At 71.9% G+C, this 14,584-nt stretch carries 14 protein-coding genes; 6 read left to right on the top strand and 8 right to left on the bottom strand.

Annotated features, from left to right (window positions below; genetic code table 11):
* Positions 1 to 14: 14 nt before the first annotated feature.
* A complete protein-coding gene (locus ACGFR9_RS05315) occupies positions 15 to 788 on the top strand; it encodes a TetR family transcriptional regulator (protein WP_311644855.1) in 774 nt (257 codons plus the stop codon).
* Here the strand turns inward: ACGFR9_RS05315 and ACGFR9_RS05310 are convergent.
* Positions 781 to 3,186 carry an MMPL family transporter gene (locus ACGFR9_RS05310; protein ID WP_393203989.1) on the bottom strand — a complete coding sequence of 802 codons (2,406 nt, stop codon included), beginning with the start codon at positions 3,184 to 3,186 and terminating at the stop codon, positions 781 to 783. The genes ACGFR9_RS05315 and ACGFR9_RS05310 overlap by 8 nt on opposite strands.
* A gap of 162 nt (positions 3,187 to 3,348) precedes the next feature.
* Here ACGFR9_RS05310 and ACGFR9_RS05305 point away from each other — a divergent pair, with 162 nt between their 5' ends.
* Both ACGFR9_RS05305 and ACGFR9_RS05300 read left to right on the top strand, forming a co-directional pair.
* Positions 3,349 to 4,035, top strand: coding sequence for a response regulator transcription factor (locus tag ACGFR9_RS05305; RefSeq protein WP_393203118.1), 687 nt, complete (start codon positions 3,349 to 3,351; stop codon positions 4,033 to 4,035).
* Positions 4,032 to 5,486, top strand: coding sequence for an ATP-binding protein (locus ACGFR9_RS05300; RefSeq protein ID WP_393203116.1), 1,455 nt, complete (start codon positions 4,032 to 4,034; stop codon positions 5,484 to 5,486). The genes ACGFR9_RS05305 and ACGFR9_RS05300 overlap by 4 nt, the downstream gene beginning before the upstream one ends.
* Before the next feature lie 394 nt (positions 5,487 to 5,880).
* Here ACGFR9_RS05300 and ACGFR9_RS05295 read toward each other — a convergent pair whose 3' ends face one another.
* Positions 5,881 to 7,164 carry a metallophosphoesterase gene (locus ACGFR9_RS05295; RefSeq protein WP_393203114.1) on the bottom strand — a complete coding sequence of 428 codons (1,284 nt, stop codon included), beginning with the start codon at positions 7,162 to 7,164 and terminating at the stop codon, positions 5,881 to 5,883.
* Positions 7,165 to 7,188: 24 nt separating this feature from the next.
* Positions 7,189 to 7,437 carry an SCO4848 family membrane protein gene (locus ACGFR9_RS05290; RefSeq protein WP_030228731.1) on the bottom strand — a complete coding sequence of 83 codons (249 nt, stop codon included), beginning with the start codon at positions 7,435 to 7,437 and terminating at the stop codon, positions 7,189 to 7,191.
* 91 nt (positions 7,438 to 7,528) lie between these two features.
* Here ACGFR9_RS05290 and ACGFR9_RS05285 point away from each other — a divergent pair, with 91 nt between their 5' ends.
* Positions 7,529 to 8,806, top strand: a complete 1,278-nt coding sequence (locus tag ACGFR9_RS05285) for a D-alanyl-D-alanine carboxypeptidase family protein (RefSeq protein ID WP_393203112.1) — start codon at positions 7,529 to 7,531, stop codon at positions 8,804 to 8,806.
* Here ACGFR9_RS05285 and ACGFR9_RS05280 read toward each other — a convergent pair.
* From ACGFR9_RS05280 to ACGFR9_RS05265, 4 genes are read right to left on the bottom strand one after another with little or no spacing between them, the layout of a single operon-like run.
* Complete coding sequence (locus tag ACGFR9_RS05280; RefSeq protein WP_393203110.1) at positions 8,754 to 9,671, bottom strand: YihY/virulence factor BrkB family protein; 918 nt, start codon at positions 9,669 to 9,671, stop codon at positions 8,754 to 8,756. The genes ACGFR9_RS05285 and ACGFR9_RS05280 overlap by 53 nt on opposite strands.
* Positions 9,659 to 10,087 (bottom strand): GtrA family protein, encoded by a 429-nt coding sequence (locus tag ACGFR9_RS05275; protein WP_393203987.1) that lies wholly within the window; start codon positions 10,085 to 10,087, stop codon positions 9,659 to 9,661. Before ACGFR9_RS05275 ends, ACGFR9_RS05280 begins: the two co-directional genes overlap by 13 nt.
* Positions 10,081 to 11,019, bottom strand: a complete 939-nt coding sequence (locus ACGFR9_RS05270) for a decaprenyl-phosphate phosphoribosyltransferase (protein WP_393203108.1) — start codon at positions 11,017 to 11,019, stop codon at positions 10,081 to 10,083. The genes ACGFR9_RS05275 and ACGFR9_RS05270 overlap by 7 nt, the downstream gene beginning before the upstream one ends.
* Positions 11,016 to 11,543 carry a phosphatase PAP2 family protein gene (locus tag ACGFR9_RS05265; protein ID WP_393203106.1) on the bottom strand — a complete coding sequence of 176 codons (528 nt, stop codon included), beginning with the start codon at positions 11,541 to 11,543 and terminating at the stop codon, positions 11,016 to 11,018. The genes ACGFR9_RS05270 and ACGFR9_RS05265 overlap by 4 nt, the downstream gene beginning before the upstream one ends.
* Positions 11,544 to 11,676: 133 nt before the next feature.
* On the opposite strand from ACGFR9_RS05265, the gene ACGFR9_RS05260 reads away from it, so the two are divergent.
* Together ACGFR9_RS05260 and ACGFR9_RS05255 are read left to right on the top strand one after the other, a co-directional pair.
* Positions 11,677 to 13,032 (top strand): FAD-binding protein, encoded by a 1,356-nt coding sequence (locus ACGFR9_RS05260; RefSeq protein WP_393203104.1) that lies wholly within the window; start codon positions 11,677 to 11,679, stop codon positions 13,030 to 13,032.
* Between the two features lie 33 nt (positions 13,033 to 13,065).
* Positions 13,066 to 13,821 carry a decaprenylphospho-beta-D-erythro-pentofuranosid-2-ulose 2-reductase gene (locus tag ACGFR9_RS05255; RefSeq protein ID WP_393203102.1) on the top strand — a complete coding sequence of 252 codons (756 nt, stop codon included), beginning with the start codon at positions 13,066 to 13,068 and terminating at the stop codon, positions 13,819 to 13,821.
* Positions 13,822 to 13,836: 15 nt separating this feature from the next.
* Here the strand turns inward: ACGFR9_RS05255 and ACGFR9_RS05250 are convergent, their stop codons facing one another.
* Complete coding sequence (locus tag ACGFR9_RS05250; RefSeq protein ID WP_030228710.1) at positions 13,837 to 14,415, bottom strand: 2'-5' RNA ligase family protein; 579 nt, start codon at positions 14,413 to 14,415, stop codon at positions 13,837 to 13,839.
* Positions 14,416 to 14,584: the final 169 nt, after the last annotated feature.

The raw sequence follows: 14,584 nt of genomic DNA, 5'->3' as shown, positions 1-14,584 counted from the left end.
GTTAGGCTCCTTCCGTGCCCGTGAAGAACGACGGCCCCGACGACGGCGCCACCCTCAGCAAGTCCGAGCAGACCCGCGCCCTGATCCTGGAGACCGCCATGCGGCTGTTCCAGGAGCGCGGCTACGACAAGACGACCATGCGGGCCATCGCCAAGGAGGCCGGGGTCTCCGTCGGCAACGCGTACTACTACTTCGAGGGCAAGGAACACCTGATCCAGGGCTTCTACGACCGGATCGCCGCCGAGCACCAGGTGGCGGCCCGGGAGGTCCTGCGCCGGGAGACCGACCTGGAGGCGCGGCTGGCGGGCGTACTGAAGGCGTGGCTGGACATCGCGACGCCGTACCACGAGTTCGCGGTGCAGTTCTTCAAGAACGCCGCCGACCCGGACAGCCCGCTCAGCCCCTTCTCCCCCGAGTCGGAGCACGCGCGCGTGGAGGCGATCAGCGTCCACCGCTCGGTACTCGCGGGCACGAAGACGAAGGTGCCCGACGAACTGCGGGACATCCTGCCCGAGTTGATGTGGCTGTCGCAGATGGGCCTGGTCCTGTACTGGATCTTCGACCGCACCGAGGGCCGTGAGCGCAGCTACCGGCTCGCCGAACGCGGCGCCCGGATCACCGCGCGCGGCATCTCCCTGGCCCGTTTCCGGGTGCTGCGGCCGCTGGTGCGCGAAGTGCACGAACTGTTCACGGAGTTCCTGCCCGGCATGACCAAGGCGCTCCCGGACCCGGCGAAGAAGGAGAAGGGGGCGCCCGCCGACGACGAGCGCCCCGACCCCGTCAGTTGACGGCGTCCACCTCACCGGGCGTGAGCTCCACGTCGTGCACCAGCGGACCGCCCGCGACGGTCACCTGGGCCGCGCGCGAGCCGAACGCACTCGCCGTGACCGCGAGCAGATAGGTACCCGGAGCCGGTACGGCGACGATGTACGCGCCGTCCGCGAGGGAGACCACTCGGTCCAACTGGCGTCCGCCCGGCGTCAGCAGGGTGACCGCGGCACCCTCGACGGCCTCACCGTCGGGGGCGCGGACGAAGCCGTGGACGACGGAGGAGGGTCCGCCCGGAACCGGCTCGGGCTCCGGGGCGTCCTCGCCGGGCTCGACCGCGAGATGCGGCAGCCGCTTCTCCAGTCCGGCGGGCAGCCACCAGTTGGACTTCCCGAGCAGATGCATCACGGCCGGCACCAGCGCCGTACGGAGGATGAACGCGTCCAGGGCGACCGCGGCGGCCAGCCCGACACCCGCCATGGCCGCGCCGTAGTCCCCGCTGAGCACGAAGGCGAGGAAGACGCAGACCATGATCAGGGCGGCGGAGTTGATGACGCGGCTGGTCTCCGCGAGGCCGACGCGCACCGCGCGGGCGTTGTCGCGGGTGTGCACCCACTCCTCGTGCATCCGGCTCACCAGGAACACCTGGTAGTCCATGGAGAGCCCGAACAGCAGCGACAGCATGATGATCGGCAGGAACGCCGCGATGGGGCCCTCCTTGCCGAGGCCCAGCAGTTCGAGGCCGTGTCCCCACTGGAAGATCGCGACGAGGACGCCGAAGGAGGCCGCCGCCGCGAGGAGGTTCATCACGGCGGCCGTCAGCGGCACCACCAGGGAGCGGAACGCGAGCAGCAGAAGCAGGAAACCGAGCCCGATGATGGTGCCGATGAACAGCGGCAGCCGGTCACCGGTCACCGTCGCGAAGTCCTTGGACACGGCGGTCACCCCGCCGACATGGCCCTGGACACCCGCCTTGGGGAGGACGTCGTCGCGCAGGGTGTCGATGAGCCGGTCGGTCTCCTCGTCCTGCGGTGAGGTGGTGGGCACGACCTGGATGACGCTGACCCCGTTCGCGGGCGGTACGGCGGCGACCGCGGCGACACCGTCGGTCTTCTCCAGGACGGTCACCAGACCGTCGGACGCCTCCCCGTCCACCACCACCTGGAGCGGCCCGTTGAAGCCGGGCCCGAAGCCCTCGGCGAGCAGGTCGTAGGCCTTCCTGGTGGTCGTGGAGGCCTCGTCGTTGCCCTGGTCCACGGTGCCCAGGCGCAGCGACAGCAGCGGGATCGCGAGCGCCGCCATCAGGGCGACGGCGACGACGGCCACCGTCCGCGGGCGGCGCTGGACGCCGGCGGACCAGCGGGCGGCGAGACCGCTCACGGCCTCGGTCTGCGGGCCGGCCGCGGCGAGCCTGCGGCGCTGGCGGCGGCTGAGCACCCGGGGGCCGAGCAGTCCGAGAAGCGCGGGCAGCAGGGTGACGGCGGCGAGCACGCTCAGGACGACGGTCAGCGAGGTGCCGATGACGACCCCGTCCAGGAACCGCAGGTTCGTCACCAGCATTCCGGCGAGCGCGATGCACACCGTGCCGCCCGCGAACAGCACCGCGCGCCCAGAGGTGTTGAGGGCGGTGACCGCGGCCTCCTCCGGGTCGGCGCCGCGCAGGATGCCGCGCCGGTGCCGGGTGACGATGAACAGGGCGTAGTCGATGCCGACGCCCAGCCCGATCAACGTGGACAGCAGCGAGGCGAGTTCGGGGACGTCGGTGACATGGCTGATCAGCTGGGTGCCGAACAGGCCGGTGCCGACGCCGAAGACGGCGACCACGATCGGCAGCAGCATCGCGAAGAGCGACCCGAAGGCCACGAACAGCACGATCGCGGCGGCGAGGACGCCGACCAGTTCGGCCGTACCGGTGGGCGGTTCCTCGACCCGGGTGATGGCCTGGCCGCCCAGCTCCACCTCGAGCCCGTCACGCTCCGCGTCCTGCGCGGTGTCGACGACGTCCTGCACCAGCTCCTTGGGTACGGCGTCGGCCTGCTCGGCGAACGTGACCTGCGCGTACGCGATCCGTCCGTCCTCGCTGATCTGCGCGGCGCCCTGCTCGCCGTACGGTCCGGAGACCGCGCCGACCCCCGCCATACGCCCGATCTCCTCCAGCGCCGGCTCGATCCGGGACCGTACGGACTCGTCCCGTACGGACCCCTCGCCGACCTTCCACACCACGGTGTCGGTGTCGCCGGAGCGTTCCGGGAACGCCTTCTCCATCAGGTCGTACGCCCGCTTGGAGTCGGTGTCCGGCAGCGAGAAGACGTTCGCGTAGTTCGTGCCCGCGCCGCTCGCCGCAACCCCCAGTCCGAGCAGCGCCCCCACCCACACCAACAGGACCACCAGCCGATGCCGATAGCACCAGCGTGCCAATACCGCCACTGTCCCGCTCCTTGTCGCTCGGTCGGTCCCCCAGGTCCTGCACAGCAGGATCGGCGGCGGCACCCGTGCGGGAACACGACCGGCGCGGGACTCTCAAGGAACTCCAAAGGGAAGACCCGGGCGACGGCGGGGAGTCGCGCCGATACTGGAGGCATGACAGCTCCCGGCACCGTGCTGGTCGTGGAGGACGAGGAGAGCATCGCGGACGTCCTCGCCATCGCCCTGCGCTTCCACCGCTTCGAGGTCATGACGGCGGGCACGGTCCGCGAGGCGCTCGCCCTGACCGAGCACACCCGTCCCGACTGCGCCCTGCTCGACATCATGCTGCCGGACGGCGACGGTCGCGCCCTCGGCCGCGAACTGCGCGCTCGACAGCCCGAGTTGGCGCTGGTCTTCCTCACCGCCCGGGACGCGCCCGCCGAGATCGTGGGCGCGCTCGGCTTCGGCGACGACTACATCACCAAGCCGTTCAACATCGACGAGGTCGTCGCCCGGATCACCGCCGTACTGCGCCGCACCCGCCCCGCCGACGTCCTTCCGCAGCGGGCGCCGCTGCGCCACGGCGATCTGGAGCTGGACGAGACGACGTACTCGGTGCGCCGCGGGGGCCGTTCGGTGGAGCTCACCCCCACCGAGTACGCGCTGCTGCGGTTCCTGGTGCGCAACGGCGGCCGGATCGTGCCGAAGGAGCAACTGCTGCGCCATGTCTGGCAGTACGAGCACGCCCCCGCCGAATCGACCGTCGTCGAGACGTACATCAGCTATCTGCGGCGCAAACTCGAGACCCTGGGCGCGCCGGTGATCACCACCCGGCGCGGCGTCGGATACGGCCTCACATGAGGCTCCCGATCCGGAACAGGGGCCCCCGGCGCGGAATCCACTCGCTGCGCGGCGCACTCACCCTGGCGAACGTGGTGCTGCTGGCCCTCGGCATAGTGGCGGCGACCGCGGTGAGCGTGATGGGCATGCGCTACTACCTGCTGGACCAGATCGACACGGAACTGACCCACACACGTGACTCGCTGGGCGGCTCGGAGCTGACGCTGCGGCAGATCGACTCGCTGAGCGTGCTGAGCTTCTTCCGGGACCGGGTGGATCCGGACTGGAAACGGGAGGTCGACCCGGACTCGATCTTCGCGGCGGTGGACAGCGGCGGCAAGCCGGTCGGCATTCTCGGCTTCGAACCCACGCAGGCCCAGCGCGACTTGGCGGCGACGGTGGGGGACGCCCGCACCCTGCTCCGGGACCCGGAGCCGCACGACGTCACCGTGCGCGGCGCCGCCTACCGGGTGACCGCGACACGGCTCGCGGACGGCACGTACATCCTGATCGCGACCTCGACGGAGGCGGTGCACGAGGGGGTCGCCAAGGCGGTCAAGTTCGACCTGGCCATCGGCACGCTGCTGTTGCTGCTGCTGGCCTGTCTGACCATGTTCAGCGTACGGCGGCGGATGCGGCCGCTGGAGGACATGGTGGAGACATCGTCGGCGATCGCGGAGGGCGATCTGACCCGGCGGGTGCCGTCCAGCAAGGATCCGATCCTGGAGGTGGAGCAGCTGCGGCTGGCGCTCAACTCGATGCTGCAGCAGGTGGAGTCGGCGTATCGCACGCGCGAGCGCAGTGCGGCGCAGCTGCGGAGGTTCGTCGCGGACGCCTCGCACGAGCTGCGCACTCCGCTGGCGGCGATACGCGGCTATCTCCAGCTGTACGACCGGGGGATGCTGCGGGAGCCCACGGAGCGGAAGCGGGCCTGGGACCGGATGATCGCGGAGTCCGAGCGGATGGGGCGGCTGGTCGACGAACTGCTGGTCCTGGCCCGGCTCGACCAGCGTCCCGAACTGCGGCTGCGGAGCGTGGACGTGTGCCGGCTGGTGCGGGACGCGGCGGAGGATCTGCGGGTCCAGCAGCCGGAGCGGGCGGTGTCCGTGGAGGCGGAGGGTTCGGTGCTGGTGCGCGCGGACGAGGCGGGGCTGCGGCAGGTACTGGGGAACCTGCTGGGCAACGTGCGCACGCACACACCGGCGGAAGTGCCGGTACGGCTGGGGGTGGGCCGGGGGGACGACGGAGTGGTACGCCTGTGCGTGACGGACGAGGGCCCCGGCCTCGCACCGGAGGACGCGGCCCGTGTGTTCGACCGCTTCTTCCGGGCGGGCGGAGGCGCGGGCAGCGGACTGGGCCTGGCGATCGTGCAGGGCGTCGCGCGGGCACACGGAGGCGAGGTGGAGGTGGACACGGCACCCGACAAGGGCTTGACGGTAACGGTAACGCTACCGCCCCGCCGCACGCCGTAACCACGAGCAGCCGCCGGCAACGCCACCGCCCCGCCGCAACCGCGGGCAAACGTGCCGCACGGCCGCACGGGTAGGCGCAACCGACACCCCACAAACACCGGACTACTCAACCCACCCACCCGCAACCACGGGCAATCACGCCGCACGGCCGCACGGGTAGGCGCAACCGACACCCCACAAACACCGGACTACTCAACCCACCCACCCGCAACCACGGGCAAACGTGCCGCACGGCCGCACGGGTAGGCGCAACCGACACCCCACAAACACCGGACTACTCAACCCACCCACCCGCAACCGCGGGCAATCGTGCCGCAGGGCGGCACGGGTGGGCGCGGCGGCACCCCGCCAACGCCGGGCTGCGCAACCCGCCCCGCCCCGCCGAAGACAAACCTCAGGCCTGCCGGGAAGCCAACTCGATCACCGTGATGTCCGACGGCGCCCCCACCCGGGTAGGCGGCCCCCAGGCCCCGGCCCCCCGGCTCACATACAGCTGCGTATTCCCATACCGCTCCAACCCCGCCAGTGTCGGATTCGCAAGCCCCGCCACCAGATTCCCGGGAAACAACTGCCCCCCATGGGTATGCCCGGACAACTGCAGATCCACCCCGTGATCCACCGCGTCATGAATCTGCACCGGCTGATGAGCCATCAGCACACAAGCCCGCCCCGGATCCCGGTCCCCCAGCGCCTTCGCGTAATCCGGCCCCTGCCCCTCACTCTCCCCGGCGACATCGTTCACCCCCGCCAGATCGAAGTGCGGCAACGCCGTACGCGCGTTCTCCAACGGATTCAGCCCCAGCCGCCGCACCTCCTCGACCCACTGCTCGGCCCCGGAGAAGTACTCGTGGTTACCGGTGACGAAGAACGCCCCGTGCCGCGCCCGCAGCCCCGCCAGTGGAGCCGCCGCCGGACCGAGATCCTTGACGCTCCCGTCCACCAGGTCCCCGACGACGGCGATCAGATCCGGCTGGGTGGAGTTGATCGTGTCGACGACCTTCTGCGCGAAGCCGCGCCCGAGCACCGGCCCGAGATGGATGTCGCTGACCACGGCGATCCGGTACCCGTGCGCCGCGCGGGGAAGCTTGGCGAGCGGCACGGTGACCCGTTTCACGCTCGGTCCCCGCAGCACGCCGTACGTCCCGTAGCCGACCGTCCCCACGGCCGCCGCGGCGGCGGCCCCGCCGACCACGCGGGAGACGAACAGCCGCCGAGAGGGAGCGGCGGACACCTGCGAACCGGACCCGTCGCCCTCGTCATTGGAGGCCGTCACCCCGCTCGGCGCGGCCCTCTCCCCCGCCCCCGCCGCTATCGGCTCGGCCGGCACCGGCACCGGCACCTCCGCGGCCGCCCCCGCCCGCCGCTCCAGAACCCGCCGCAGCACCGGCCGCACCAGCTCACCGACCAGCACCGCCAGCAGCAGATACAACGCGAGCGCCAGCCACAGGAACCCCGGCCAGGCCAGCACCTGTTGCAGCCAGAACGGCGCCCCGCCGCGCTCGGCGACAAGGGCCCCCACGGTCAGCGCCCAGCCGCCGATCATCACGACGGCGCCCGCGCGGCGCACCGCGCCCGGCCCTCTCGTGGTGTCCCGGAACAGACGCCGCCACACGTACCAGTTGCCCGTCACCAGGACGGCCACGACCAGTAGCGCGATGAGTACGAAAACGATGGCCACGAGGCGGAGTTCCCCTGTTCCCGGTCAGGACGTGCGTGACGTCCGGCTCAGTGCGCGCAGTCCGCGCAACCCGATGCCCCCGATGACCGTCCCCCATACGAAGGAGACGACGGCAAGCGTCAGATGAACGAAGAAGTACGCCGTCGGGTGCCCGTTCTCGAACGCGAGTCCGCTGCTGTCCTTGACCAGGTTCTTGACGAAAGTGACCCAGATGACCCAGCTCCACACCCCGAAGGCGAGCAGGAACCAGGAGACGGGGCGGCTGAGCTTCATTCCCCCAGTATCACCGTCCGGTGTCCGGATCCTTGCCCGGGGTGGGGACCTGCCCGGGACTTCACCGGACATGGCATGTACGTTTCCGACCGTGCCCGCACCCAAGAACACCGCCAGGCGACCGCTGCTGATCGCTTCCGCCGTCCTCTTGTCCACCGCGCTGACGTCGCCCGTCGCGCTCGCGGCCCCCAAGCCGTCGACGAGTCCCTCGGCCACCCCTCCGGCGAAGATGTCCGTCGTGGGCGGTGCCCGGCTCGCGCAGCCGGGGACGCAGGTCAATCTGGCGAGCGGGGTGCCGGTGCTGCCGAAGGGGCTGTCGGCCCGCTCCTGGATCGTCTCCGACGCCGAGTCGGGCGAGGTGCTCGCCTCGCACAACGCGCACTGGCGGCTGGCCCCGGCGAGCACCCTGAAGATGCTGTTCGCCGACACGCTGCTGCCGAAGTGGCCGAAGACGACGGAGCACAAGGTCGTGCCGTCGGACCTGGCCGGGATCGGCTCGGGTTCCAGCATGGTCGGCATCAAGGAGGACGAGACCTACACCGTCCACGACCTGTGGCGGGGTGTCTTCCTGCGCTCCGGCAACGACGCGGTGCATGTCCTGTCGGCGATGAACGGCGGCATCGAGGACACCGTCGACGACATGAACGCGCACGCCCAGGAGCTCCAGGCGCTCGACACGTTCGTGGTCAGCCCCGACGGCTACGACGCCCCGAAGCAGGTGTCGTCCGCGTACGACCTGACGCTGATCGCCCGTTCCGGGCTGCAGAAGAAGGACTTCCGGGAGTACTGCTCGACGGTCAGGGCGAAGTTCCCGGGTGAGACGAAGAAGAACAAGAAGGGCAAGAAGGTCCGCGAGTCCTTCGAGATCCAGAACACCAACCGGCTGCTGGCCGGCGACTTCGACGTGCCGGTCTACCAGGGCATAGCCGGTGTGAAGAACGGCAACACCACCAACGCCGGCGCCACCTTCACCGGTGTCGCCGAACGGGACGGCAAGGTCCTGCTCGTCACGGTGATGAACCCGCAGAAGAACGAGAGCAACGAGGTCTACAAGGAGACCGCGAAGCTCTTCGACTGGGGCTTCAAGGCGGCCGGCAAGGTCGAGCCGGTGGGTGAACTGGTGGCACCGAGGAGCGCGGAGAAGACCGACGCGCAGCCGGGCCCGTCCGCGTCGCCCGGTCAGGCGGGCGGTGCCGCGGCCGGCGGGTCGAAGCCGGTCGCGAGTGCCGCCTCGGGCGACGGCACCGACGGCGCGGGCGTCGCGCTGGGCATCGCGGGCGGCGTGGTCGTGCTGCTCGCGGGCGGCGCGTTCCTGGTCAACCGGCGCTGGCCGCTGCCGGACCTGGTGCGCCGCCGTTCGCGTCCATGAGGTCGGGGGCCTCGTCCTCCTTGCCCGGCGTCGCCGTCCAGGCGGCGCAGAACAGCACCAGTTTCGCGGTGAAGTTGATCCACAGCAGCAGGGCCACGGGGACGCCGAAGGCGCCGTACATGCTCTTCGTGGCCACGCCCTGCATATAGCCGCTGAGCAGCAGCTTCAGCAGTTCGAAGCCGACCGCGCCGGTGAGCGCCGCGACGATCAGGCGGCGCCGGGCGGGTTCCACGCCGGGCAGCAGGGTGAGGACGTACAGCAGAAGCAGGAAGTCGGCGCCGACGGCGACGGTGAACGCCGCGATGTGCAGGACGAGACCGCCCCAGCCGCCCTTCTCCAGCCCGATGGCGTCGCTGATCCGGCCGACCAGCGCGGAGGCGACGGTGGAGACGATCAGGGTGATCACGACCGCTCCGCCGAGCCCGACGAGGATGCCCAGGTCCTTGCCCTTGCGCAGGACGGGGTTCTCCTCCTCGTCGGGCAGCTCCCACACCGCGCGCAGGCATTCGCGCATGGAGCCGGCCCAGCTGACACCGGTGAACAGCAGCACGGCACCGGCGATGAGGCCGACGGTGCCGGCGTTGTCCACCAGTTCGCCGACGTTCAGCTGGTCGGAGATGCCGGGCACCTGATCAGTGATCTTGTCCTGCAGGGCCTCCTGCCGTTCCTCGCCGAGGGTGGCGGCGCCGATCGCGGCGGCCACGGTGAGCAGCGGGAACAGCGCGACGAAGCTCCGGAACGTCATCGCGGCCGCCAGCCGCGCCCAGTGCACCCGGTCCAGCCGCTCGTACGACCGCCACGCGTGGGTGAGCATCAGCCGCGCCGTCCACGGTCCGACGACCGGAAGCCTTCTCAGCCAGTCCATGATCCGACTCTGCCCCCGTTGCGGAAGACCAATGTCCTGGTACCCCAGAACCGGACGACCGTGGCGAGGGCCATGCCGACGACCGCGCCGGAGACGGTGTCCGCGCGCTGCGAGGTGAGGCCGAGCCCGTAGTGGCTGACGGCCAGGCACAGCAGCTGAACGGCGGCGCCGGCGAGGTTGACCGCGAAGAACAGGGCGTAGGGGCGGGGGCCGCGCACGCGTGTGCCGCGGTAGGTGCCGTGCGCGTTGCCGGCGTAGGCGACGGTGCAGCCGACGAGGAAGGAGAGGGCCTTCGCGGTGAGCGGGCCGAGTCCGACGGGGCCGCGCAGATACGTGAAGACGGCGAGGTCGGCGGCGTAGGCGAGGAGTCCGGCCGTGGCGAAGCCGAGGAGCTCACGCGAACGGGGGCTCACCAGTCGGCCACCGCCAGGGCGTACATGGCCGCCCAGACCAGACCGATGACGGCGAGGGCGCGGTCACCCAGCACCACGTCCTCGGGTTCGCCCGCGGTCCCCCGGTCGGCGAAGACGGCGTAGCGCAGGACGGCGAGGACGAACGCGACCACGGACAGCTGCCGCCAGGGCAGCACGCTGGTGTGCGGCACACCGCCCTCCTCCAGGGCCCACAGGCAGTAGCCGAGGACGGCGACGCCGGCGGCGAGCTGCCATACGAAGCGCAGGTAGCCGGTGGTGTACTCGGTGAGCAGCGCGCGTGTGGCGCCCGCTTTCCCGGTCATCTGCACGGCCTCGGAGTAGCGCTTGGCGGCGACCATGAACAGCGCGCCGAACCCGGCGGTGATGAGGAACCAGCGGGACAGCGGGATGCCGAGGGCGAGTCCGCCGATCACCGCGCGCATCACGAAGCCGGTGGTGACGACGGCGAGGTCGACGACGAGGACGTGCTTGAGGCGGACGCAGTACGCCAGTTGCATGACCAGATAGGCGGTCAGCAGCGCGGCGACCTCCGGCGGGCACAGCCGGGCGGCGGCCACGGGGGCGAGAACGCCGAGAATGATCCCGGCGGCGTAGGCGGCCGGTACGGGGACCCGGCCCGCGGCGACCGGGCGGCGGCACTTGACCGGGTGGGCGCGGTCGGCCTCGGCGTCGCGCGCGTCGTTGACCAGGTAGACGGCGGCGGCGCAGGCGGTGAACAGGACGAAGACCAGGGCGAGCCGGGTCGGCGTGCCGGGGGTGAACAGTTCACCGGCGGCGGCCGGGGCGGCGATCACCAGGACGTTCTTGACCCACTGTTTGGGCCGTGCGGTCAGCAGGAGGCCCGTGAGCAGGCCCCCGCCCCGGCCGGGCGGGGCGGCCTGTCGCCGGTCGATGCGCTCGCGCAGCAGGGTCACGCCCGGCCTCCCGCCATCCAGCGGGCGCCGAGGCGGGCCGTCAGCGCGCCCAGGGCGGCGCCGGCCGCCACGTCCGACGGGTAGTGCACGCCGGCGACCAGCCGGGACACGCACACGGCGGCGGCGAGCGGGGGCACCGCGCGGGAGCCCAGCGCGCCGAAGGCGACGGCGGCGGCCGCCGCCGAGGTGGCGTGCGAGCTGGGGAAGGAATGCCGGCCGACCGTGCCGACCAACGGCTCGACATGCGTGGGGCGGGGGCGGCGCACGACCCGTTTCACCAGCGAGCCGGCGGCGTGGGCGCCCGCGGTGAGCACCGTGCCGCGCAGCCAGGCACCGCGTCGCGGCCGGTCCACGACGGCACCGGCGATCCCCGTCACGAGCCACACCGCCCCGTGCTCCCCGGCCCAGGACAGGATCCGCGTGGCACCGGCCACGCGGGGGTCGGCGCCGCACGCCCTGAGGGCCGAGACGATCCGGTGGTCCATGCCGTACGGCCCCTGGGGGCGGTCGTGGAGGTGGTCCATGTGGACCCACTGTTCACCCCCGGCGGGCGGAACTCCCGCCCCTATGGTGCGACATCCCATTAATCACCCGTTTCGGGGACGGGATTGACGTTTCAAAACCAACCAGTCACATAGGGGCGATACGGTCACCGTCATGCCTGCCGACACCGTTTCCGTCACGGGGTGGGGCCGCACCGCTCCCTCCGCCGCCCGGCTGATCCGCCCGCGGACGTACGAGGAGGCCGCCCTCGCGGTCCGGGAGTGCGGCGCGCGCGGGGGCATCGCGCGAGGGCTGGGACGGGCCTACGGGGACGCGGCGCAGAACGCGGGCGGTGCCGTGCTCGACATGACGGGCCTGGACCGGGTGCACGCGATCGACGCCGACGGCGGCACCGTGCTGTGCGACGCGGGCGTCTCCCTGCACCGGCTGATGGAGGTGCTGCTGCCGCTCGGCTGGTTCGTGCCGGTCACGCCCGGCACCCGCTATGTGACCGTCGGCGGGGCGATCGGCGCCGACATCCACGGCAAGAACCACCACGTCTCCGGTTCCTTCTCCCGCCATGTGCTGTCCCTGGAACTGCTCACCGCCGACGGGCAGGTCCGTACGGTGGTGCCGGGCACGCCGCTGTTCGAGGCGACGGCGGGCGGCATGGGCCTGACCGGGGTGATCCTCACCGCGACGGTCCGGCTGCTGCCGGTCGAGACCTCGCTGATGTGCGTCGACACCGAACGCGCGGGCGACCTCGACGACCTGATGGCCCGCCTCGCCGACACCGACCACCGCTACCGCTACTCGGTCGCCTGGATCGACCTGCTGGCCAGGGGCCGGGCCACCGGCCGCGCGGTGCTCACGCGCGGCGACCACGCCCCCCTGGACGCCCTGCCCCGGCGCGTCCGCACACGCGGGGAGCCCCTTTCCTTCCGCACCTCCCGGCTCCCGGCCGCCCCGTCCTTCGTCCCCGAGGGCCTGCTCAGCCGCACCACCGTGGGACTGTTCAACGAGTTCTGGTACCGCAAGGCGCCCCGCGCGCGGACCGGGCAACTCCAGCGGATCCCCGCCTTCTTCCACCCCCTGGACGGCGTACCGCACTGGAACCGGGTCTACGGCCGGGGCGGCTTCGTGCAGTACCAGTTCGTCGTCGGGCACGGCCGGGAGGACGCCCTGCGCCGGATCGTGCGCCGGATCTCGGAGCGCCGATGCCCGTCCTTCCTCGCCGTCCTCAAACGCTTCGGGGAGTCCGACCCGGGCTGGCTGTCCTTCCCCGTGCCGGGCTGGACGCTGGCCCTGGACATCCCGGCGTCCCTGCCCGGCCTCGGCGGTTTCCTCGACGAACTCGACGAGGAGGTGGCCGGCGCCGGCGGGCGCGTCTACCTCGCCAAGGACTCCCGGCTGCGCCCGGAGCTGCTCACGGCCATGTACCCCCGCCTGGACGACTTCCGCGCGCTGCGCGCCCGCATCGACCCGCGCGGGGTGTTCGTCTCCGACCTGGCCCGCCGCCTCCATCTCTAGGCACGATCCGAACGCCACCCCCTAGGAGCTGTCATGAAGGACGCCTTCGGCCTCCCCCAGTCCCTGCTCGTCCTCGGCGGCACGTCCGAGATCGCGCTGTCCGTCGCGCGGCGGCTGATCGCCCGCCGGACCCGCACGGTGTGGCTGGCCGGCCGGCCCTCCCCCGGCCTGGACGAGGCCGCCGCGCACCTGCGCGACCTCGGCGCCGTGGTCCGCACCGTCGCCTTCGACGCGCTCGACCCCGACGCCCACGAGGACGCTCTCGGCAAGGTGTTCGCCGAAGGCGACGTCGACATGGTGCTGCTCGCCTTCGGCACCCTCGGCGACCAGGCGCACGACGAACGGGACCCCGGGGCCGCGGTGCACGTCGCGCAGACCAACTACACCGGCGCGGTCTCGGCGGGCCTGGTGTGCGCGAGCGCGCTCCAGACACAGGGGCACGGCTCCCTGGTGGTGCTGTCCTCCGTCGCCGGCGAGCGGGCCCGCCGCGCGAACTTCATCTACGGCTCCAGCAAGGCCGGCCTGGACGCCTTCGCCCAGGGGCTCGGCGACGCGCTCCACGGCACGGGGGTGCATGTCATGGTCGTGCGCCCCGGGTTCGTCCGTACGCGGATGACGGCGGGGCTCCCCGAGGCGCCGCTGGCCACCACCCCGGAGGCGGTCGCGGCGGCCGTGGAGCTGGGACTGCGGCGCCGTGCGGAGACCGTGTGGGTGCCGGGCACGCTGCGGGTGGTGATGTCGGCGCTACGGCATCTCCCGCGCGGGGTGTTCCGACGGCTGCCGGTCTGAGAGGCGGCCGGGGGCTCAGTGGGCGGAGACGGATCCCCGGTCCACGCTCCCGCCCTGCGGCGGCACCACCGCCGTACCGAAGGGGAACTCGCGCAGTTTGCGCCACACCCCGTCGGCGCCCTGCTCGTACAGCGCGAAGCCGGTGCAGGGCCACGCGGCCTCGTAGTCGGCGAGGTCCTCGTAGGCGCGGTCCATGGCCGCCTCCTCGATGCCGTGCGCCACGGTGACGTGCGGGTGGTACGGGAACTGCAGCTCGCGCGGGACCGGCCCGGAGGCTTCCCGGACCCGCTTCTGCAGCCAGGCGCACGCCGCGCCGCCCTCGACGACCTGGACGAACACCACCGGCGTGAGCGGCCGGAAGGTGCCGGTGCCGGACAGCCGCATGGGGAACGGGCGGGCGGCCGCGGCGATCTCGCTCAGATGCGCCTCGACGGCCGCGAGGTCGGTGTCACCGATCTCCGTCGGCGGGAGCAGGGTGACATGCGTGGGGATACCGTGAGCCGCGGCGTCGCCGAAACCCGCGCGCAGCTGCTGAAGCCGGCTGCCGTGAGGCTCCGGGACCGCGATCGACACGCCGATCGTTACGGTCCCCACGTCGTCTCCTGTCGTTGTGGTGGTGAAGCGTGGCGGGTGGAACTGCGGTGAGCACCGGGTGACCGCGGAAACGGTCACCCGGTTATCGACTGTACGACCACGACCCGGATGCGGGCAGGCGCAACCGGAGTGATGTGCAGCGCTGTGCGGTGGTACGGACCGGGGGCGT

The organism is Streptomyces sp. NPDC048584 (assembly GCF_043199595.1).
GTDB lineage: Bacteria > Actinomycetota > Actinomycetes > Streptomycetales > Streptomycetaceae > Streptomyces > Streptomyces edwardsiae.
Note: the sequence above shows the minus strand (reverse complement) of the source record. Positions and strands in the feature narration are given on the sequence as shown.